The organism is Congzhengia minquanensis (assembly GCF_014384785.1).
Lineage (GTDB): Bacteria > Bacillota > Clostridia > UBA1381 > UBA9506 > Congzhengia > Congzhengia minquanensis.
On sequence record NZ_JACRSU010000002.1, the window covers coordinates 109,629 to 131,674 of the forward strand.

23 protein-coding genes are annotated in these 22,046 nt (G+C 44.7%); 11 read left to right on the plus strand and 12 right to left on the minus strand.

Annotation, left to right across the window (positions count from 1 at the left end; translation table 11 throughout):
- The first annotated feature begins 118 nt into the window (after positions 1-118).
- From H8698_RS05615 to H8698_RS05655, 8 genes are all read left to right on the plus strand, one after another.
- Complete coding sequence (locus H8698_RS05615) at positions 119-397, plus strand: BMC domain-containing protein (protein ID WP_177677744.1); 279 nt, start codon at positions 119-121, stop codon at positions 395-397.
- 105 nt (positions 398-502) lie between these two features.
- Positions 503-772: a EutN/CcmL family microcompartment protein gene (locus H8698_RS05620; protein ID WP_177677725.1), complete on the plus strand. Its 270-nt coding sequence runs from the start codon at positions 503-505 to the stop codon at positions 770-772.
- A gap of 5 nt (positions 773-777) precedes the next feature.
- A complete protein-coding gene (locus tag H8698_RS05625) occupies positions 778-2,112 on the plus strand; it encodes an SLBB domain-containing protein (protein WP_249311645.1) in 1,335 nt (444 codons plus the stop codon).
- A 23-nt stretch (positions 2,113-2,135) separates the two neighbouring features.
- Positions 2,136-2,684: a BMC domain-containing protein gene (locus H8698_RS05630; RefSeq protein WP_249311646.1), complete on the plus strand. Its 549-nt coding sequence runs from the start codon at positions 2,136-2,138 to the stop codon at positions 2,682-2,684.
- Between the two features lie 62 nt (positions 2,685-2,746).
- Positions 2,747-4,138: an aldehyde dehydrogenase family protein gene (locus H8698_RS05635; protein ID WP_249311647.1), complete on the plus strand. Its 1,392-nt coding sequence runs from the start codon at positions 2,747-2,749 to the stop codon at positions 4,136-4,138.
- A 23-nt stretch (positions 4,139-4,161) separates the two neighbouring features.
- Positions 4,162-4,800 (plus strand): BMC-T shell protein, encoded by a 639-nt coding sequence (locus H8698_RS13280; protein ID WP_283245401.1) that lies wholly within the window; start codon positions 4,162-4,164, stop codon positions 4,798-4,800.
- Between the two features lie 25 nt (positions 4,801-4,825).
- On the plus strand, positions 4,826-5,464 hold the full coding sequence (gene pduL / locus H8698_RS05650; RefSeq protein WP_249311648.1) for a phosphate propanoyltransferase: 639 nt from the start codon (positions 4,826-4,828) through the stop codon (positions 5,462-5,464).
- Positions 5,465-5,480: 16 nt separating this feature from the next.
- The gene (locus tag H8698_RS05655) at positions 5,481-6,254 is read left to right on the plus strand and encodes a DeoR/GlpR family DNA-binding transcription regulator (protein ID WP_177677734.1); all 774 of its coding nucleotides are present in this window, start codon (positions 5,481-5,483) and stop codon (positions 6,252-6,254) included.
- 28 nt (positions 6,255-6,282) lie between these two features.
- On the opposite strand, the gene H8698_RS05660 is transcribed toward H8698_RS05655, so the two are convergent.
- The 5 genes from H8698_RS05660 to H8698_RS05680 all read right to left on the minus strand — a co-directional run bounded on the left by H8698_RS05660 (position 6,283) and on the right by H8698_RS05680 (position 10,967).
- Positions 6,283-7,410: an alpha/beta hydrolase family protein gene (locus H8698_RS05660; protein ID WP_249311649.1), complete on the minus strand. Its 1,128-nt coding sequence runs from the start codon at positions 7,408-7,410 to the stop codon at positions 6,283-6,285.
- 20 nt (positions 7,411-7,430) lie between these two features.
- Positions 7,431-9,050: a hypothetical protein gene (locus H8698_RS05665; protein WP_249311650.1), complete on the minus strand. Its 1,620-nt coding sequence runs from the start codon at positions 9,048-9,050 to the stop codon at positions 7,431-7,433.
- 270 nt (positions 9,051-9,320) lie between these two features.
- On the minus strand, positions 9,321-9,848 hold the full coding sequence (locus H8698_RS05670; RefSeq protein ID WP_249311651.1) for an ECF transporter S component: 528 nt from the start codon (positions 9,846-9,848) through the stop codon (positions 9,321-9,323).
- A 16-nt stretch (positions 9,849-9,864) separates the two neighbouring features.
- Complete coding sequence (locus tag H8698_RS05675; protein WP_249311652.1) at positions 9,865-10,011, minus strand: hypothetical protein; 147 nt, start codon at positions 10,009-10,011, stop codon at positions 9,865-9,867.
- A 17-nt stretch (positions 10,012-10,028) separates the two neighbouring features.
- The gene (locus tag H8698_RS05680) at positions 10,029-10,967 is read right to left on the minus strand and encodes a prephenate dehydrogenase (RefSeq protein WP_346726826.1); all 939 of its coding nucleotides are present in this window, start codon (positions 10,965-10,967) and stop codon (positions 10,029-10,031) included.
- A gap of 128 nt (positions 10,968-11,095) precedes the next feature.
- On the opposite strand from H8698_RS05680, the gene H8698_RS05685 reads away from it, so the two are divergent.
- Complete coding sequence (locus H8698_RS05685; RefSeq protein ID WP_249311654.1) at positions 11,096-12,484, plus strand: MATE family efflux transporter; 1,389 nt, start codon at positions 11,096-11,098, stop codon at positions 12,482-12,484.
- Between the two features lie 38 nt (positions 12,485-12,522).
- Here the strand turns inward: H8698_RS05685 and H8698_RS05690 are convergent, their stop codons facing one another.
- The 7 genes from H8698_RS05690 to H8698_RS05720 form a co-directional block, all read right to left on the minus strand.
- Positions 12,523-13,317 (minus strand): alpha/beta hydrolase, encoded by a 795-nt coding sequence (locus H8698_RS05690; protein ID WP_249311655.1) that lies wholly within the window; start codon positions 13,315-13,317, stop codon positions 12,523-12,525.
- A 14-nt stretch (positions 13,318-13,331) separates the two neighbouring features.
- Positions 13,332-14,702: an MATE family efflux transporter gene (locus tag H8698_RS05695; protein WP_249311656.1), complete on the minus strand. Its 1,371-nt coding sequence runs from the start codon at positions 14,700-14,702 to the stop codon at positions 13,332-13,334.
- A gap of 85 nt (positions 14,703-14,787) precedes the next feature.
- Positions 14,788-15,771, minus strand: coding sequence for a 6-phosphofructokinase (gene pfkA, locus H8698_RS05700; protein WP_249311657.1), 984 nt, complete (start codon positions 15,769-15,771; stop codon positions 14,788-14,790).
- Between the two features lie 24 nt (positions 15,772-15,795).
- Positions 15,796-15,993, minus strand: coding sequence for a hypothetical protein (locus H8698_RS05705; RefSeq protein WP_177680004.1), 198 nt, complete (start codon positions 15,991-15,993; stop codon positions 15,796-15,798).
- A gap of 35 nt (positions 15,994-16,028) precedes the next feature.
- Positions 16,029-16,262, minus strand: a complete 234-nt coding sequence (mtrB, locus tag H8698_RS05710; RefSeq protein WP_177680003.1) for a trp RNA-binding attenuation protein MtrB — start codon at positions 16,260-16,262, stop codon at positions 16,029-16,031.
- On the minus strand, positions 16,263-18,200 hold the full coding sequence (thrS, locus tag H8698_RS05715; RefSeq protein WP_249312235.1) for a threonine--tRNA ligase: 1,938 nt from the start codon (positions 18,198-18,200) through the stop codon (positions 16,263-16,265).
- A gap of 18 nt (positions 18,201-18,218) precedes the next feature.
- On the minus strand, positions 18,219-20,336 hold the full coding sequence (locus H8698_RS05720; RefSeq protein WP_249312244.1) for a polyribonucleotide nucleotidyltransferase: 2,118 nt from the start codon (positions 20,334-20,336) through the stop codon (positions 18,219-18,221).
- 339 nt (positions 20,337-20,675) lie between these two features.
- Between H8698_RS05720 and H8698_RS05725 the strand changes: the two genes are divergently transcribed.
- The gene (locus H8698_RS05725) at positions 20,676-21,092 is read left to right on the plus strand and encodes an NfeD family protein (RefSeq protein ID WP_249311658.1); all 417 of its coding nucleotides are present in this window, start codon (positions 20,676-20,678) and stop codon (positions 21,090-21,092) included.
- 26 nt (positions 21,093-21,118) lie between these two features.
- Complete coding sequence (locus H8698_RS05730) at positions 21,119-22,012, plus strand: SPFH domain-containing protein (RefSeq protein WP_430393567.1); 894 nt, start codon at positions 21,119-21,121, stop codon at positions 22,010-22,012.
- Positions 22,013-22,046: the final 34 nt, after the last annotated feature.

The window sequence follows — 22,046 nt, forward strand, 5'->3', positions numbered from 1 at the left end:
GGAAAAAAATGCTGCTGCTCCGAAAGAAACCAAAAACGCAGCAGAAAAAAAGACAAAAAAGTCAGTAAATGAAAATTCAAATAAAACTATGAATGAAAATATGAAGGGAGACTTTACAATGGCACAGGAAGCATTAGGAATGGTGGAAACAAGAGGTTTGGTTGCAGCAATTGAAGCTGCAGATTCTATGCTCAAAGCAGCGAATGTTGTTTTGGTTGGCACAGAAAAAATTGGTTCCGGATTGGTAAGCGTTATGGTTCGCGGCGATGTTGGCGCTGTGAAAGCCGCTGTTGAAGCAGGCTCTAACAATGCTGCTAAACTTGGCGAACTCGTAGCTACCCACGTAATTCCGAGACCCCACGGCGACGTTGAAAAGATTTTACCGGCTATTAAATAACAAATCTTTTCCATTTAGAATTCCTTTCGTGCCGGATTTTATAAAAATCCGGCACGGGAGAAATTTACGCTGATGTTCCAAAATAGATGTGAGGAATGGTGAATTATGATTATCGGAAAAGTGACCGGAAGCATTGTCGCTACACGCAAAAACGAAAAGCTTGTAGGCTGCAAGCTGATGATTGTTGAAATTTTTGAAAAGATGAACAACGGCAAATCCAAAATTATTGCAGTGGACAACGTTGGCGCCGGAATTGGCGAAGTCGTAATGGTAGCACAGGGCAGCGCCGCGCGAATTGGCTGCAATCTTGATAACTCCCCTGTTGACGCCGCAATTGTAGGTATTGTAGATAACGGTTCTGAATTGGAGTTGTGATGTTGATGTCACTTGAAGAGTTAAAAAAAATACTTCAAAACGCCGGCGTTGCCGGTGCAGGCGGTGCGGGTTTCCCCGCTTACGCAAAGCTCAGCGATAAGGCCGATACCATTATTTTAAACTGTGCCGAATGTGAACCGCTTTTAAAACTGCATCAGCAGGTTCTGGCAAAATTCGCTTTTGAAATTCTTTCGGCACTTCATGTAATTTCTGAGGCGACCAACGCAGAGCATGTGATTATTGCCCTGAAAAAAAATTATAACGATGCAATCAATGCAGTGAACGCTGTTTTAGATAAATTTAATAATATAAAACTCTCTTATCTCCCAGAAGTTTACCCTGCTGGAGACGAGGTTATTACCATTTATGAAACCACAGGCAGGGTGGTCCCTCCGGGAAGTATTCCAATTTCTGTCGGCGTTACGGTGTTTAATGTGGAAACTGCTTTAAACATTTACCGCGCCGTGTTCGAGGGAAAACCTGTTACACATAAATATGTTACCATTTCCGGCGCTGTTCAAAATCCGATTACAGTGAAAGCCCCTTTGGGAATGACCTTTTCGGAGCTGATTGACTTGGCAGGCGGCGCAACAGAAGAAGATTATGCCGTGATTTCCGGCGGCCCTATGATGGGTGCGCTGGTGAATCCGTTAGACACGGTAACGAAAACAACAAACGGCATTTTGGTGTTTCCCAAAAACCACCCCGTTGTTGAAATGAAAAAGACCAGAATATCCATCAGCTTAAAGCGCGCCATGGGCACCTGCTGTCAGTGCCGCGCCTGCACAACCACCTGTTCCCGCAATTTGCTGGGCCACCCCATTGAGCCTCACGCATTTATGCGGAGCGCAACCAGCGGCGACACGAAGGACTTAGGGCCGTTTATCAATACCTTATTTTGCTCCGGCTGCGGTCTTTGCGAGCTATATTCCTGTCCTCAGGGGTTAGCTCCCAGAACGCTTATTTCTGAATATAAAGCCGGGCTTAAAGCAAATGGTGTGAAAATCCCCGTGGATATTCCTGTGAAAACAGTTGATCCAAACAGAAGCATGAAGCTGGTTCCCATTCCCCGATTAATTGCCCGGCTGGGACTTACGAAATATAACAAACCAGCGCGTTTGGATGAAACAGAGCTTCACTTAGATAAACTGAGAATTTCTTTAAAGCAAAATATTGGTGCGCCCAATCCCCCGGTGGTTTCTGCCGGACAAACGATCAGCAAAGGCGACGTAATCGCCCAGGCTGAGCCAAAAGTTTTGGGGCTTTCGTTACACTCCCCCGTCAGCGGCACGGTGATTGATGCGAACGATCACTTTATTTTGATTCAGTGTAATAAATAAAATTTTGGAAGGAAGACCACTTTATGAGTAAAGCAATCGGCATGGTGGAATATGTTACAGTTTCAACCGGCATTCTGGCCGCAGATACCATGGTGAAAACCGCTGATGTGGATATTTTGGAAGCACAAACGGTTTGTCCCGGTAAATATATCATCATCATTTCAGGTGAACTGAGCGCCGTCCGCGCCGCGGTTGACGCCTCGAAAACCAAGTTTGACGAAAAACTGATTGACAGTTTTGTTCTGGGCAATCCCCACGAATCTATTTTTTCGGCCATTTATGGTGCAACACACATAGAAACTGTGGAGGCGCTGGGCGTTTTAGAAACCTATTCCGCCGCTTCCATTATTGTTGCAGCCGATGTGGCGGCAAAAACTGCTGAGGTGGAATTGATTGAACTGAGAATTGCAAAGGGCATGTGCGGTAAATCCTATATGCTAATTACGGGAAGCGTTGCATCTGTTACCGCTGCAATTGAAAAGACAAAAGCGCAGATAACCGATAACGGCTTTTTCTTAGACAGTTCTATCATTGCGCGGCCTGACGAAAAGTTATGGCAAACACTTCTATAATTTACAACGTAAAAATTTCCGCTTTGCGGACGAGATACAAAATAAGACCGGAGGGTTAGAATATGGAATTAAACGAAAACTATATCAACCAAATTGTTCAAAATGTTGTGAAAAACCTAGAAAATGCAGCACCCCAGCAGCGGTTAAAGGGTGTTTTCGACAGCATGACAGACGCGCTTGAGGCGGTTAACAAAGCTTATCAGTTCTACCGCAGCTATTCCATTGCACAGCGCGAAAAAATGATTGCCAACATCCGCAAGCTCACCTTGGAGGAAGCAGAAACGTTAGCAAAATTGGGCGTTGAAGAAACAGGAATGGGCCGTGTTAGCGACAAAATTATTAAGCATCAGCTCGTTGCCAACAAAACCCCCGGCACGGAGGATTTAAAACCCACCGCTTTAACCGGCGACGATGGCTTAACCTTAGTTGAAATGGCGCCATTCGGCGTTATCGGCAGCATCACGCCGTCTACCAATCCCAGCGAAACGGTTATTTGTAATTCTATTGGAATGATTGCGGGCGGAAACGGCGTTGTGTTTAATCCACACCCCAACGCCTGCAGAACAGCAAACTATGCGGTAGATTTGGTAAACCGTGCAATTGTGGAAGCCGGCGGCCCTGAAAATTTGGTGGTTTCTGTTGCGAAACCGACAATGGATACTTCTAAAGAAATGATGGCTTCGCCCATTGTCAGAATGTTGGTTGCAACCGGCGGACCGGGCGTGGTTAGAACGCTTCTCTCCTCCGGCAAAAAAGCAATCGGCGCAGGCGCAGGCAACCCGCCTGTCATTGTAGACGACACCGCCGACGTTGCAAAGGCCGGCCGCGACATTGTTCTTGGCGCAAGTTTTGATAACAACCTGCCTTGCATTGCGGAAAAAGAGTGCTTTGCATTCAGCAACATTGCCGATGAGCTGATTGACAGCATGATAAAAAACGGCGCATACATGATTGACGGCGACCAGGTTGAACGTTTAAAGAAAATTGCCTTAATTGAAAAAGACGGCAAATTTGGAATTAATAAAAAATGGGTGGGCAAAGATGCCAGCTTGTTCTTAAAGGAACTGGGCATTGACTCCGACGCGAAACTCATTATTTGTGAAACAGACGAAATGCACCCCTTTGTTCAGGTGGAGATGATGATGCCCATTTTGGCAATTGTCCGCGTGAACAGTATTGAAGAAGCAATTAAAATGGCTGTGAATGCTGAGCACGGTAACCGCCACTCTGCACACATTCATTCAAAAAATATTGACCATTTAACAGCCTTTGCAAAAGCTGTTGAAACTACCATCTTTGTGAAGAATGCACCTTCTTATGCGGGAATCGGCGCAGGCGGCGAAGGCTATACAACCTTTACAATTGCAGGCCCCACAGGCGAGGGATTAACCGCTGCCCATTCTTTTACACGTGCAAGAAGATGCGTTATGGTTGACGGGCTTCATATTATTTAAAATTTCGATAAAGGATGTATGTTATGAACGCATTAGGATTAGTTGAAGTATATAGCTTTACCACAGCGGTTTGCGTTGCAGATGTTGCTGCAAAGGCTGCCGATGTAAAAATTATTGCGTTTGACAGAAACAGGCCGCTTAGCCCCGACGTTCCCGCCCCGCTGGTGATGGTGGTAAAAATGGAGGGCAATGTGTCTGCCGTTAAGGCTGCAGTTGAGGCCGGTGTGAAATATGCAAAATCTCAGGGTAAATTCATTGTTTCCCACGTGATTGCCAATCCGGGCACAGACGTGGAAAAAATGGCATATTTAATGGATATTAATAAAGACAAATTTAACAAAAAGCTTCCTAAAAGCTTTTTGGGCACAGAAATAGAACCCGGTATAGCCGCTAACATTGGCCTTTTGGAGGTTCAGGGCTTAGTTGCCTCCATTGAAGGCTTAGACGCAATGCTAAAGTCAGCAGACGTTCGGCTAATCCATACAGAAAAACGACTGGGCGGAAGACTTTGTACCTTTGTAATTTGCGGCAGCGTGTCCTCGGTGAAAGCTGCCATTGAGGCAGGCGAAACGCACGCCTCTAAGCTTGGCAAGATTTATGGAAAAGCGGTTATTCCCCGCCCCCACGACGAAGTAATCAAGTTTTTTGACACGGAAAACTAAATTAACGTAAAGCGAGTGTATTGTTATGATAGATATGAAAACAATTGAAGAAGCGGTGAAAAATGCGCTTGTTGATTTTGAAAAGAATAGAGACTCCGTAACAATCGGCGTGTCGCAGCGTCATGTCCATTTGTCTAGAAAGGATTTGGATATTCTGTTTGGCGAGGGGTTTGAGCTTACCAAAAAGAAAACCCTTATGGGCCGCGAATTTGCATCAGACCAGTTTGTAACGCTGGTTGGCCCGTCTTTAAAATCCATTGAAAAGGTTCGCGTTTTGGGGCCTGTGAGAAAGAACACCCAGGTGGAAATTTCGAAAACTGACACGTTCATATTAAAAGTAAGTCCCCCGGTGCGCCCCTCGGGAAACATTGAAGGCTCAGAACGCCTCGTTCTGGTCGGTCCCTGCGGAACGGTGTATTTAAAAGAGGGGGTTATCATTGCCAACCGTCACATTCACTTAGACCCTGAATATGCCGCGGCAAACAATATTTCGGACAACGAATATGTTGATGTTTTTGTTGAGGGTATTAAACCCACAAGGTTTTATGATGTTCAGGTTCGTGTGCGCGACGATTTTCGCTGCGAAATGCATATCGACACAGACGATGCAAATTCCACTATGCTTAGAAACGGCGATAAGGTTAAGATTTTAAAAAAACAGTAGTTTTTAAGGAGAACCTATGTTTGCTTTAGAACGCCAAAAACGAATATTGGAAAATTTAAATGCTAACGGTGCTGTTTGGGTGAGCAAGCTCAGCGCAGAACTGGGCGTTACGGAGGAAACCGTTCGGCGGGACTTGGAAAAGCTTGAGAAGCAGGAGGTTCTGGTTCGTACGCACGGCGGCGCTGTTCCCATAACTGACAGTTCGTATGAACTTTCGCTTGAGAAACGGAAACAAACCAACTCCGCTGCAAAGGAACGGCTGGCAAAAGAGGCCGCAGAGCATCTGCTGCCCGGCGACACCATTTTTTTAGACTCCTCCACTACCACATTTTACATGGCAAAAGAAATAAAAAAAATAAGAAACATCACGGTGATTACCAATTCCTTACGGATTATTAATGAGCTTTCCGGCGTTGAGTCGGTAAAATTGATCACTGTTGGCGGTTTGGTCAGCAGCAACCAATCTTTTGTTGGTTCTTTGGCGGAAAACACCATTAAAAACAACTTTTTTGCCGGCAAGGTTTTCTTTTCCAGCAAGGGGATTACGCCTAATGCAGGAATTTTGGAAAGCAACGAGCAGGAGTGTTTCATCAAACAGCAAATGCTGGCTAATGCCAATGAAAAATATTATTTATGCGATTCCACAAAAATCGGCAAAGTCGGGTTTTACAAACTGGCCCCGTTAGACGGAATTGACTATTTTATTACGGATTCTAACCTCAGTGATGAATATGTGGATAAATTTGTAGAATCAGGAATTGAATATATTAATGTTGGAACAAATAAATAGAGCGGCCTGTTATGGCCGCTCTATTTTGTTATTTTAATGCATCCTTTAGCCAGGGAATTGCCGCCTCAAACTTGAAGAAATGCTTTTCCGGATTTACGTTGGCAAATTCGAAATATTCAGCATGCGTCAACCCTTTGGGAAGCGGTTTGTGGTCATATTTTCGATTTTCCGGGGCGCTGTATTCGCGATAATAATCGTAACGGAAGTTTTCTAGCGCCCCATATTCTGCATAAACTTCAGCCAACCGTTCAAGATGCTCCGTCATTCCTCCCTCGGTGATAAACAGTTTCCGCGGCGCATAAGCTGCCAAAAGGTCTGGATAAGAATACCAACGGTAAATTCCGGGATACATGTGCCAGCAAATTGGGTAAAAGTGTTCCGGTGGACAGATAGTGGAAATTCTTTGCTGCGTATCACAAATAAAATCATTATACACAAAAGCTTTGACATCGGTGTCCAGCAAAACAATATGCATGGCAGAATCCACTCCCAGCGAATGACCGCTGATAGCAATACGGCTGCGGTCCACGAAGGGAAGTTTTTTCAGCCACTTCAGCAGAGCAAGGCGGATCTCAACGGTTACGCCCATTATACTTCTCCCCTGCCCAATTAAAAGCTTCTCAATGTCATTTACATCGAGGCTTTCCCCTGCATGCTCTCCAACGCCAATATCTTCACAGGCAATTGCGGTCATGCCATTTTTGACGTAGTGTAACGCCTGTGTGTTAGCATAATAATATCTGTGACCGTTGCCAGTTATTGGCTGCGGGGGATCATAGTCCAAATCGCAGAAATCTTCACCGCAAAGCGCCTCCTTTGTCCATCCTGTGCCCGGAAGGCATAAAACACCGGGCGTTTGATGCTTCTCTGACGCAAAATCTGGCACCATTAAAAAGAACGTAATCCACAAATTTGGCTCTGGGCTCATTTCATACTTTTCTATGCGATAGTTTTCTTGTTTTTTTGACAGCAACAAATGAACTTTTGGCTCTTCATACATCGTTTTCGGGAACGCCATCAGTTCTCGTATTTTATCTGTTAGCGCCTGTTTCCAATTTTCCCGTTCTTCACAACTCATGCCTTTTTGATATGCCAATGGAAAATTATGTTCATCATAAAATGATTTTGCAAAGTATTCGGCAGAATATTTATTCATGTAACTCGCACCTCCCAAACTTATTTTGGTATTACCGCTATTTCAACATAATCGATAGTAATCGTTTTTCCTTTGGTAAAGATTTCGAGCACCTGAAAAACCTGCTGGATGGCGGTGTGCGGAATTTCAAAGGAGTATACAGGACTTTTCGTTAATATTGGCGGTTCTAGGGAAACCTCTTTCAAGAACCGCACTTCGCTGCTGTTGATGTATAATTCCAAATCCGATTTTGGATTCACGTTCCCTGTAATCCCCAGTTTTAAAACTGTGCTGCAGGTTTGCGGAATGAATCCGGTAGCAATTTTAATAAATTTCGGCTCTTCTGCCGATTGAACCTCGCATGGAAGTTGGGCTCTCGCATCCCGCCACAAAGGATTTTTGTCCTGATAGGTAACAATATGCCGTCTAAATGCTTTGTTAATTTTTTCTAAAGACCCGGCAGTTGTCAGCAAACGGCAATACGCACTGCTGGAATTAATATATAATGTCTCTCCAGTAATCAATTCATCGGCAGAACTGTCGATATTTGACTTGTCCAAAATCATATGGTCTGCCGTATCCATATAATTAAACAGATAAAGCTTATCCGCGCCCTGGGACACTATGTTTGCCGCCGTTCCCAACGCTGTGCTGACGGTGTTGGCCTGAACCTCATAAGTGTCGCCCACAGGGGTTTGATTGACCAATATTTCCATTGCACCTGCAAGCTCCACATGATATGGATGTAACATTTGTTTCCACAGCCGGATGGGCATATCATTGTCTGTTGTGCGAAACCGCGGCGACGGTATAACCATGTCAATATATTGCAGCTCAGCCCATTTTAAAATATCAAATCCTAATTCCATGCAATAAACAGGGTCCGCATGGCAGCGGACGGCAATTTTAATTGGACGGCCAATCCGCTTTTCTGCGTTTATAACGGTTTCTTTCACCTCTTTTAAAAACAACGTCATAATCTCTATGCCCGCCCACTCATGGCCTATTTGAAAGCAGTCGAACTCTCTTTGAAAGTCCAGCTCAATTCCATAGGGGCTATAACGTTCCAGTGTTTCGGTGATATAGGCAATCCACTCCTTGCGCACCTCAAGAATTGCGAAATCCCGGCATCGGTCATAATATTGAAACTGCCGGCGGTGGCGCACGCGGGAAAAATCTTTAAAGTGATCGTAATAATTTTGACTGATTAGCACATTTGGAATGTCATAATGGCAATGTGCATCATTCATTCGAAACGATATCCACGGATGAATTCCGTTTCGGTTGCATTGGTCAATCCAAATGGAAAAAAGGTCAAGTCCCTTTTCATTCCAAATTTTATATGCGGTTTTTACAAAGGTACCCGTATAATCTACCGGTTGGCCCAGCTCCTCCCGCACAAAATATTTATCACTGAAAGACATGAGCACCTCTGACGGGAAGGAAGACAAAGGGCCGTTTGCGCAGATTAAAAAGTCTGTTACGTCTGTGTCTTGATACTGGTCAATAAAACTTCTTAAATAGGCCTCATCAATTTCGTCGGCCACGTTCATCCGTGAAACATAAAAATGATTGGGATCTTCATTTAACATTATGCCGCAGTTTTGCATATTCTTTTCACCTCTTGGGTTGAGTGTATCACACGGTATTTTGTTTTTCAAGTATGCCGCCGGACATTTTTTGATTAATTTGTCTAAATAAAACGCAAATAAGGCGCCGCCCCACAGGCAAAGCCTGCAAGACGGCGCCCCCTTTTCTAATAACTAGTCGTTACAGCAGCAGCAAATGAGGATAATTATAAGAATGATCCAAATGCAGTTGTTATCGCCGAAGCCGCCTAAGAAGCCACCATTGCATCCCATAACTCTTACCTCCTTTATTCGTTATGCTACATACTATGTAAGAACGAATAATTCGGTAAGTTGTCCGCATTAATTTTTCTTTTTAAAAGTTTCAAAGAACTCTGAAAGCGCCTTGCTGCCTGTAAAAAGCTTTAAAAGTATAAGTGCTAAAACTGCACCAATTAAACCCTGAACCAGGTTCGCAGGAATGCCTGCAGCAGCGGATATTCCCTGGCCCATTAACAGCCACTCAAACACAAAATAAGCAAACGCCATAAAAGCTTCCGCGCAAACAGCAGAAACAACGGCTAAAACAGCACCTCTGCTCTTTCTGCCAAAAATCAGCCATGCAATCAGCGCCACCGCGCCTTTAATTACAAAGGTTGCCGCGGCATATACAGGATATCCTGCAAACAAATCTGCAAGCATAGAGCCAATTGCAGCGGCTGCAACTCCGTAAACAGGCCCTAACAGCCAGCCGGAGAGAAGAACAATGCAATCGCCCAAATTCACATATCCGTTCGTCGGCGTAGGGATTTTAATTACCATCGTCGCTACACAAACTAAGGATGCAAACATTGCCGCAATGACAAGCTTTAATATTTTTTTGTCACCCACATTTGTCACCCCTTTCTCAGCCGCAAAAAGCACCGTTTTGTTTCAGTGTTTTTCTCAGTTTATCTATATTTACCGCAGTTAGCTGCACACAATCTTTTTTTGCAATGGGAACCGCCGTGCCGGCAAAACCGCCGCCGATTACAACCAAATCATATTGTTTCATATAAGATCCCTCCGCAATCACCGTTTTTCTTTTTCTGCCAGATACCGTTTTTTGCGTTCACAGGTCACGGTTAAAAAGTCCTCAATTCCAGAAACGTCTGAATTTTTAATCATCATCTCAATTTTTTTTAAGCTGGCTGTGAAAATGTCAATCTGCTCAGACAGCGCTTCCCTGTTTTCAACGAAAAGTTCGGCCCACATTTTAGGATTTAGCTTTGCTACTCGCGTGCAGTCCCTAAGGCTTCCTGCGCTGAAGCCCTCTGCCCGGTCTAAAATTTCATTGTCGCATAGGGTGGCAGCCACCACATGCATCAGCTGGCTTGTATAGGCAATCATCACGTCGTGTTCTTTTGATGTAGTTCTCGTTATTTTTGTGCAGCCAATATATTTTATAATATCTTGTAGAATTTGAATATGCTCCACAGAGTTGGATTCTTTTGTCACCATAATATAGTTTGCCCCGCGAAACAAGTCGCCTGTGGAATTTTCATAACCATCACATTCCCTGCCTGCCATGGGGTGCCCGCCAATATAATCAATGTCGTCGTTTTTGACTTCTGCAAACATCATTCCCTTAACGCCGCACACGTCCGTGACAAGGGCGCCTTTTTGAAACGTCTTCGTATTAATAAAGTCCACTGCAGCTTTTGGTGTAACGCACAAAATGACAATATCCATTTTCGGTAAAATCGCGTCTGCTTCGCACACACCTTTTGCAATGGCGCCATCTGCTTCTGCCTGCGCAATTACATTGTCGTTGATATCTAAGCCATAAACTGTTGCATTTGGAAAACCCGACAGTGCCTTAGCAAACGAACCGCCAATAAGTCCCAAGCCAACAATTAAAATATTTGTCATTTGTACTGCACTCCTGTCTTGTAAAGAAATGGTTTTCTTTTCCTTTTTATTTATTATATCATGTTTGGCACTTTTTTTCAATTTTTTTGCATGGGACAAAACAATAAATTAAATTCGGAAAAGCATGTAAATTTGTTCTATTTTACCAAACCGTATTTTCTGTTATTGACACAAAAAATTTGTGGTGGTATACTAAGCCATGAATGAATATTAAGAAGGTGTAAAGTTTGGCTGGAAAATATGAAATTGACATGTGCTCGGGTTCTTTGTTCCCCAAAATTGTCAAGTTCTCAATTCCTGTAATTTTAACAAGTTTATTGCAGCTTTTATATAACGCTGTTGACATTATCGTTGTGGGACGGTATGTGGGAAGCACCGCACTTGCCGCAGTAGGTTCAACATCGTCTTTAATTAATTTAATTGTAAATGCGTTTATTGGCCTTTCGGTGGGAACCGGCGTTCTTCTAGCACAAAACGTTGGCGCAAACGACTATGACAAAGCCCACGACGCTGTGCACACTGCCATGCTAACCAGCCTTGTCAGCGGCATTATGGTAAGCATTTTTGGCTTTTTTTCTTGCAGGGCGCTGCTTCACGCTATGGGTTCTCCAGACGATGTGATTGACAAGGCGACCCTCTACATGAAAATATACTTTCTGGGTATGCCCGCATTTATGATTTATACATTTGGAAGCGTTATTATGCGCACCGTGGGTGACACAAAGCGACCGTTGTTCTTTTTGTCCATTTCAGGTCTGGTAAACGTTGTTTTAAATCTGATTACCGTTATTAAATTTGATATGGGCGTTGCGGGCGTGGCAATTGCCACAATCGTTTCACAGTATATTTCCGCCATTTTTGTTGTGCTTTCCCTTATAAAGACGGACGGGATCTGCCGTCTTTATCTAAAGGAATTGAAAATTCACGGAGCTACATTACTGAAAATGGTGAAAATTGGACTGCCCGTTGCCATTCAAAGTTCCATCTTTTCCTTTTCAAACGTCATAATCCAGTCGTCTATCAACTCGTTTGGCTCCGACACGGTGGCCGGCAACGCAGCCGCCGCAAACATTGAAGGATTTTTATATTCCATTATGAATGCTTTCGGGCAGGCCGCCACAACCTTTTCCGGGCAAAATTTCGGCGCCAAACAATTCCGGCGCGTGAATTCCACATTAAAAATATGTCTTTTGTTTACAGGAGCTGTAGGTCTGGTTTTGGGGCCGCTTTTATATGTGTTTGGCACTCCTCTTTTAAAAATTTACAGCCCGGACAACTTAAACGCCATTTATTTCGGCATGATTCGTCTGAAATACATTTGTTTGCTATATGTGACCTGCGGAATTATGGAGGTGTTTACCGGCGTAATCCGCGGAACAGGCTCCACTGTCATGCCCATGGTAGTGTCTATTTTCGGCGTATGCGGTGTTCGTATCGTTTGGATTTTTACAGCGTTTCAATATGTTCACACACTGGACTGTTTGTATCTTTCCTATGTATTGTCCTGGACCTTTACATCACTGGTGCACTTTTTCTGCTACCTTTACATTAAAAAGAAGGTGCTAAAACCGTCAGATAAAACAATACCGCAGGCTGCTTTTAAGGCACCAGAATAATAAGAAACCCGTCCGGCATTTTCTGCCGGACGGGTTTCTTAAAACTCTATGTATTCCAGCCATTTTAACAAAAGGCCGTTCCATTGGTAAATATGCCTTGAAATCTTGTCATCTGCTTCAGACCGTCCCTTGCCATGACCGCCGTTGGGGAACACGTGCAGTTCCGTTGGAACGCCCTTTTCCCGCAGTGCGGCAGCATAGCCTAAGCTGTTGCGCACGTCTACAGCGTCGTCTTCAAAGGTGTGCCAGATAAACGCCTGGGGCGTTTTTTCAGAAGCCAGAAGCCGTGGAATAAACTTTTCAAAGTCGGAATCATATCTTGCCCCTAATAGACACATGCCGCTTCCCTCGTGCGCAATGGGAGTATGCAGGTCAATTACCGGATAGCACAAAATCTGCGCATTTGGAAGAAAATCCTCTTTGTCAATTTCGTCTTTTCCCTCATAATCAATTGTATCAAAATAGGTAGACGTCAGCGCCGCCAAATGGCCGCCGGCAGAAGACCCCATAATGGCAACCTTGTTTTTATCAATTCCAAACTTTTCCGCATAGTGCCGGACATACCGAATGCCCCGGCGCGCGTCTAAAAGCGGCAGAGGGAATTCGTGGGGCGAAACACGATATTCCACCACAAAAGAGCTATATCCGTGAACCGCCAAAAACTCTGCATATCCCATTCCCTCATGGGGCGCTCTGTGACAGTAGCCGCCGCCGGGCAAAATTACCACTGCGCCCTGCTTTTTTCCCCGTTCAGGAATATACGCCGTAATCGTTGGCACCTCTTCGCACATCCCTGGTGTATTTTTCCATAGCTGAAATGTTTCAACCTGCATGATTTTCTCTCCTTTTATTTAATTTTTTCTAAATTTTCTGTTGTTAAAATCCGCCTGATATTAAAAATAAACAATAGCGTTGCGATTGTTGCTGATAGAATGTCTGATATAGGCTCTGCATAATAAATACCCCAAACGCCGAAAAATTTCGGCAGGATAATTGCCAGGGGAACCAGCAGAAGCACCTTTCTTAAAAGTGCAATAAACAGCGAAAGCTTTGCTTCGCCCAGTCCCAAAAAGGTTGGCTGAATACCCATTTGCAGTCCGAAGAACAGCATACCAAACATGAAGACCGGCATTTGTCTGCCCACCAGCTCAATCAGCGTTATATCCGTGGTGAACATGGACGCAAAGAACCTGGGCAGAAAAATTGTTAACAATGTGGCTACCAATGAAAAAACAAAACAAATTCCAATCATGCTGCGATAAGTCCGTTTCACCCTATGGAACTTGCCGGCGCCATAATTGTAGCTGATAATCGGCTGAACTCCCTGTGTAAAGCCGGAAATGGGGGCGAAAATCAGTTGCATAATGCTCTGCATAACCGTAACAGTGGCCACATGCAGGTCTCCACCGTAAAGCTGAAGACCGCGGTTTAGCACAATTCCCACCAGGCTTTCTGTAGACCGCATAATAAAAGGCGAAACCCCAAGCGCACAGATGTGGCCAATGATTTTGAAATCCGGCTTTAAAAACTTAAGTTTGATTTTAAGTGTAGACTTTTTGTCACACAGAACATAAACCGTCCAAATAGCGCTGAACAACTGAGAAATAACGGTGGCAACCGCGGCGCCGCGAACGCCCATTTTAAACACAAAAATAAAAATGGGGTCTAACACAATGTTTGTCACCGCGCCGACAACAATGGAAACCATTGCGTGAGTAGATCTGCCCTGAGTAATGATGTAAGGATTCAGCCCCAGAACAAGCTGCACCAAAAGCGTACCCACCAGATAAATCGAAAGGTAGCTGCTGGCATACCCATATGTACTATCGCTTGCACCAAATGCATATAAAATCGGGCGCATAAAAATATAAAACACCGCCATACACAAAACAGAAAATACAATTAATAGGAACACGCCGTTTCCCATAATTTTTTCGGCCTTATCCCGGTCGCCTTTGCCAAGCCAAATGGCGGAAAGCGGAGCGCCGCCGGCACCAACGAAGGCAGAAAACGCCGAAATAAAAGTTAAAATTGGAAAAGTAACGCCAACGCCTGTCAGCGCGTTAATTCCAACATCGGGAATTCTTCCAATATAAATTCGGTCTACGATATTGTATAAAATATTAATAATTTGAGCCAGGATTGACGGAATTGCCATTTTCAGCATTAACTTCGACAGTTTTTCCGTACCCATCAGCTCATTTTCTGTAGTTTGCACGTTTTTTTAATTCTCCTTGAATGTTTATGAGGGACTGATGATTCAACACACATCAATCCCTCATAAATATTAAATTTTATTTTCATTACATAGAAAGAATTTCTGAAATTTTCAGCAATTCCGCGTCTAACTTTTTCGACATGTTCAGGCCCTCTAAAATATCGTAGTCAACAATATCATCGCCTTTTGTTGCCACAATACGGTTGCCGATGCCCTCTTTAATCAGCTCTACGGCGAAATAGCCCATTTTGCTGGCCACTACTCTGTCTTTCACAGACGGATTTCCGCCGCGCTGGATATGCCCCAAAATGGTTGCCCTTGTTTCAACGCCTGTTTCTTCTTCAATCCGTTTCGCCATATCAATTGCGCTGATGTTGTCTTTCGTCACGCCCTCGGCCACAATAATCAAATGCTGTTCTTTACCGCGTTTCACACCTTCTGCAATGCTCTGCAAAACATCTTTTTTAAAGTCAAAATGTTTTTCCGGAACAATTACGGCCTCGGCCCCGCAAGACAGGCCCACATAAGCGGCAATATACCCTGCATCACGACCCATAACCTCAACGACCGAACAACGGTCGTGGCTTCTGCATGTGTCGCGGATTTTGTCAATTGCTTCCTGAACGGTATTAAGCGCCGTGTCAAACCCGATGGTGTAATCGGAACAGCCAATGTCGTTGTCTATTGTGCCCGGAATTCCAACAGTTGGCAGGCCGGCAAGGCTTAAATCCCGTGCGCCCCTGAAAGAACCGTCGCCGCCGATAACAACTAAACCGTCAAGCCCAATTTCTTTTGCGGTTTCCACGGCTTTTTGAACGCCTTCCTGCGTTTTAAATTCCTTGCAGCGGGCCGACTGCAAAATTGTGCCGCCCCGATGGAGAATGTCTGAAACCGACCGGGCCGTCATTTCGTCATAAAGCCCTTCTAACAGGCCAACATATCCTTTTTTAATTCCAAGCACTTCAAGTCCTTGGTTAATGCCGGCGCGCACAACCGCACGAATTGCCGCATTCATTCCCGGTGCGTCGCCGCCGCTTGTTAAAACACCAATTTTTTTCATATTATTCACATCCTAACCAAATTCTTTGCTAAATTAAACCATGCTTTCAATGATAACGCTGTGGCCTTCCTCTACCTCAGACTCAGGGAGTAAAATTTCATAACAGCCATACTGTTCATCGGATCTCAGCCCAATAGACCGCATTTTTACCAAAAGCCCAGCGTCACGCAAAAGCTTTTTAATGGTCATAGCCGTTTCTTTGTTTTGCGTAATATACACAACAATCCACAAACCATTAACACCTCCGTTAGCTTTTTGCGCAAAGCCTATTCGCTGGATTTTACAACGCCGTGACGGCAGAATACCGTCACCTTGCCTTTAATTTTCATAGCCGACGTCATTTCAGTGAACTCGGCTATATAAATTTCACCTTTGTCAAGCTTTTCTGTGTGGTGAAAGCGAGTGTCGCGCCCCCGGGTAAGGCCGAAAATGCTAACGCCGTCTTCCTCCGCCCGCACAACGATATATTCTCCCGTACCGCCGCCTAAAATCTCGTCCATTTATCTCACCTTATCCTTTATTTCCTGTAAGATTTTTTCGATAAACTCTGCCTTTTTCATCTGGCCCAGATCCCCGTCTTTTCTGGAACGGACGCTGACGGAACCGGTTTCCGTTTCTTTTTCACCGATTATCAGCATGTAGGGAACCTTTTCAAGCTGTGCCTCGCGGATTTTATATCCAATTTTTTCGTTTCTGTCATCCACTTCAAAACGAATTCCACTTTTCTGAAGCTCAAGCGCAAATTCCCGCGCATATTCCTTCTGTCCGTCTGTAATGGGCAAAAGCTTTACCTGCACAGGTGCAAGCCATGTCGGGAATGCGCCGGCATATTTCTCAATTAAAAGTGCTAACGTACGTTCATAGCACCCAATGGACGTTCTGTGAATAATATATGGATGCTTTTTCGTGCCGTCGCTGTCGGTGTATTCCATGCCAAAGTTTTCTGCCAACATCTGGTCAATTTGCAGCGTAATGAGCGTGTCTTCCTTTCCAAACACATTTCGAATCTGAATGTCCAGCTTCGGCCCATAGAATGCCGCTTCGCCAATTCCAATTTTATAAGGTATTTCCAAATGGTCTAAAATACGCTTCATAGTGCTCTGCGCTTCGTTCCACTGTTCTTCAGTGCCAATGTATTTTTCGCGATCGTCAGGATCCCACTGTGAGAACCGGTAAGACACATCTTCATACAGCCCCAAGGTTTTCAGCATGTAAATGGCAAGCTCCAAACAGCCGCGGAACTCGTCCTCTAACTGGTCAGGACGGCACATTAAGTGTCCCTCGGAAATAGTAAACTGACGAATTCGGATAAGGCCGTGCATTTCGCCGGAGGCCTCGTTCCGAAAGAGGGTTGACGTTTCGTTATAGCGCAGGGGCAAATCACGGTAGCTTCTCATTTTGTTTAAGTAAGCCTGATACTGGAACGGACAAGTCATGGGGCGCAGAGCAAACACCTCTTTGTCCTTCTTCTCGTCGCCCATTACAAACATACCGTCTAAATAGTGATCCCAGTGGCCTGAAATTTTATAAATGTCGCTTTTGGCCATATAGGGCGTTTTGGTCAGCAGCCAGCCGTGTGCGGCCTCTGTATCTTCCACAAAACGCTGTAACGTCTGAATGATTTTGGCGCCCTTTGGCAGCAAAATAGGAAGGCCCTGGCCGATCACGTCAGATGTCGTAAACAGTTCTAACTCCCGTCCCAGCTTGTTATGGTCACGTTTTTTTGCTTCCTCCATTGCTGCCAGATGTTCTTCCAAATCGCTTTTCTTTAAAAACGCCGTGCCATAAATTCGCTGTAACATTTTGTTCTTTTCATTGCCGCGCCAATATGCGCCTGCCGTTCCTGTTAAGCAAAAAGCCTTTACTTTTCCTGTAGAAGAGACGTGAGGGCCTGCGCAGAGGTCTACAAATTCGCCCTGCTGGTAAAAGGAGATTTCAGCGTCCTCCGGCAGGTCACGAATGAGCTCTACTTTATAGGGTTCTCCATTTTTTTCAAAATATTTCATGGCTTCTTCCCTGGGTTTTGTAAATTTTTTAACGGGAAGGTTTTCTTTGACAATTTTTTTCATTTCGGCTTCAATCGCCTTTAAAATTTCAGCAGAAAAGGAAACATCGCAGTCAAAGTCGTAATAAAAGCCGTTTTCAATCGCCGGCCCAATGGCAAGCTTTGCGTCAGGATACAGCCGTTTCACTGCCTGAGCCAAAATATGCGATGCGGTGTGGCGAAGGGTGTCTTTCCCTTTCTGGTCCTGAAAGGTTAAAAAGTTAACGGTGCAGTCGCGGTCAATTACGGTCTGCATCTCAGTCACATTGCCGTCTACCTCCGCAGACAGCGCTGCGCGCATAAGGCCCTCGCTGATATCGCCCGCAATCTCATAAAGCGGTTTTGGTTCGTTATATTCAAGCTGACTTCCGTCTTTGAGTGTGATTTTCATAATTACTGCCTCCAACTTTGTCTATTTTTCTTCGTTGTTTTTGTGTTCTAATTCGTATATAGCATCTTTTCGGGACAGGCTGATTTTTCCTGTTTTTTCATCCACTCCCATAACCTTAACCATAATTTCATCGCCAACGTTTACCACGTCTTCCACTTTGGCAACACGCCTGTTTTCGAGTTTGGAAATATGCACTAAGCCCTCTACGCCGGGAATGAATTCCACAAAAGCGCCAAACGATGTAACGGTAACAACCTTACCTTTAAAAATCTTTCCAACTTCAATGTTCCCGCAGATTGCTTTGATAATTTCCATGGCCCGGTTTGCCATTTCCTCGTCGGCAGTGGCAATGTAAATGGTGCCGTCGTCTTCAATGTCGATTTTGGTCTGGGTTTCAGCAATGATCTTCTGAATAACCTTTCCGCCGGAACCGATAACGTCGCGGATTTTGTCAACGTCAATATTCATGGTAAAGATTTTCGGCGCATATTTCGACAGCGACTCTCTGGGCTGCGGAATTGCTTTTAAAATGACTTCGTCTATAATGTAGTTTCTTGCCTCTTTTGTCTGTGCAAAAGCCTGCTTGATGATTTCCGAGGTCAGCCCGTCGATTTTAATGTCCATCTGAATTGCGGTGATGCCTTCTTTTGTGCCGGCAACCTTAAAGTCCATGTCTCCGTAAAAGTCTTCCAGTCCCTGAATATCCACCATAGTGATGAACCGGTCTTCCTCGGTCACCAGGCCTACAGAAATACCCGCTACCGGCGCTTTGATGGGAACGCCTGCGTCCATCAGCGCCAATGTGCTGCCGCAGACGCTGGCCTGGGACGTACTTCCGTTTGAGGAGAGCACTTCAGACACCAGCCTGTAAGCATAAGGGAACGTGTCAACATCTGGGATAACTGGCTCTAAAGCACGCTCTGCCAAAGCACCGTGGCCAATTTCACGTCTGCCCGGCCCGCGGGACGGTCTGGTTTCGCCGACGCTGTAGGACGGGAAGTTATAGTGGTGCATATAGCGTTTTTCGGTTTCTAAGTCAATTCCGTCCAATATCTGCGCATCGCCGACAGGGCCTAAAGTAGCCACGGTCATAACCTGGGTCTGACCTCTTGAAAACAGGCCGGAGCCATGTGCCCTGGGAAGAAGGCCAACTTCTGCATGCAAGGGACGAATATCTAAAATACCTCTGCCATCTACACGCTTGCCCTCGTCCAAAATCCAGCGGCGAACGATGAACTTCATTAGTTTTTCCACGGTTTCAGTGATGTCTGCGCCGTTTTCTTCCTCTGTATATGTTCCATCAAAGTGCTGATACAGTTCTTCGTAGAACACTTTCATGTTTGCTTCGCGGATGTTTTTGTCATCTGTGTCTAAAGCAACCTTTAATTTGTCCAATCCAAAGGCTTTAATTGCTTCATACATTTCCTCATCTACAACATGAGGTTCATAATGAATTTTTTCTTTTCCAACTTCTTTTTGAATGTCTAAAATAAAGTCGCAAATCTTTTTAATTTCTTCATGAGCCTGCATAATTGCGTCAAACACAACTTCTTCTTTCACTTCGTTTGCGCCGGCTTCAATCATAACGACTTTGTCTTTGGTGCCTGCAACGGTTAAATATAAATCGCTTTTTTCCCGCTGTGCAACGTCTGGATTCGTAATGATTTCACCGTCAACATACCCCATCACAACGCCGCCGATGGGGCCGTTCCACGGAATATCGGAAATTGTCAGTGCGATGGACGTGCCAATCATTGCAGCAACCTCAGGCGAAAAATCCTGGTCAACAGACATCACGGTATTTACCACAGACACATCGTTTCTCAAATCCTTCGGGAACAGGGGCCTGATAGGCCTGTCGATAACGCGGGACACCAAAACTGCCTTCTCCGAGGGTTTGCCCTCGCGCCGTGTAAATCCGCCGGGAATTCTGCCTACGGAATAGAGTTTTTCTTCAAAATCAACGCTTAAAGGGAAAAAGTCAATTCCCTCCCTCGGCTTTGCCGACATAGTTGCGGTAGACAAAACGCAGGTTTCGCCGTAACGGACCATAACTGCCCCGCCTGCCAGTTCTGCAAATTTGCCTGTTTCAATCTCCAGCGGTCTGCCCGCAAATTCTGTTTTAAAACTTTTGTACATAAATTGTTTCATAACCTTTCTGCCCGCGAAATAGAATATAGTAAAATCATACGCCGTGATGCGGGCCAACGGTGTATCGCTCAAGACCGGCTAACCGCAAGAAATAAGAGATAAACGTCAAAAGCATTTGTTTGGTGCTTATCTCTTACATCTTAGCAAATTAATCCAGCCTAAAACATATTTATTATATCACACAGAATCTGAAATATCAAGGATAATCTTGCGCGTCAAGCAGAATTTTCCTTGCTCTTTCTTTTCTGCGTATATTGACTTCAAATTCGACAAATGATATAATAAATTTGTATATTTTGATAAAATTTTAAAGTTGGAGGCAGTGCCATGGGATTTGTATGGTTTATTGGTATTATCATTTTTGCCATATTAGAAGCAGCAACGTTTCAGTTTGTCAGCATTTGGTTCGCCGGCGGCGCTTTGGGTGCTTTAATTGCATTCCTGCTTGGCGCCGGTCCCACCGTTCAGGTTTTGGTGTTTGCCCTGGTGTCAGCAGTTTTGCTTGTTCTTTCAAGGCCGCTTGTGAAAAAAATGCGCAGGCAGAAAGAGCCCACCAATGCGGATCGGTTAATTGGGCAAAAGGTCTTGCTCACAGAGGAGGTCAACAACGATTTGTCCACTGGAAAGCTAACAGTGAACGACGTAGTTTGGTCTGTAAAAAGTGAAGACGGGCAGCCGATAGAAAAAGGAACAATGGTAACAATTAAGGCAATAAGCGGTGTGAAACTTATTGTTGCCAAATAAAATAAAAAAATGAGAGGATGGGTAAAATGCCATTTTTAATTGGTTTAATCATTATTTTAGTGGTTTTGGTAATTGCAAACATCAGAATCGTACCTCAGGCCAACGCATTTATCATTGAACGTTTCGGCGGATACAGCGCAACGTGGCAGGTTGGGCTTCATGTTAAAATTCCCTTTGTGGAGCGGGTTGCAAAAAAGGTGAATTTAAAAGAGCAGGTTGTGGACTTCCCTCCCCAGCCCGTTATTACAAAGGATAACGTAACCATGCAGATTGACACGGTTGTTTACTATCAGATTACCGACCCAAAACTTTATACCTACGGTGTGGAACGCCCCATGATGGCCATTGAAAATTTAACCGCCACAACGCTGCGTAACATTATCGGCGATATGGAGCTTGACGGCACGCTCACCAGCCGAGATATCATCAACACAAAAATGCGCGCCATTTTGGATGAAGCTACAGATCCCTGGGGCATTAAAGTGAACCGTGTGGAGCTTAAAAATATTATTCCGCCGAAAGAAATTCAAAACGCCATGGAAAAACAGATGAAGGCAGAACGTGAGCGGCGTGAATCTATTTTAAGGGCCGAGGGCGAGAAAAAATCCGCTATTTTGATGGCGGAAGGCGAAAAGGAATCTGCCATTTTGCGCGCTGAGGCGAAAAAGCAGGCTGCCATTAAAGAAGCGGAGGGCCAGGCGGAAGCAATTGTGGCCGTTCAAACCGCTATTGCGGAGGGAATTAGAAAGATTAACGAATCTAACCCAACCGAAGCCTACATCTCCTTAAAGGCGCTGGAGAGCTTTGAAAAGGCGGCAGACGGAAAGGCAACAAAAATTATAATCCCCTCTGAAATTCAGGGGTTAGCAGGTCTTGTGACAAGCATTAAGGAGCTTGCGGTAAGCGACAAAAATGAATAAGGTTTGATTTTAAGAAAGGCTGTCCGGCATATTG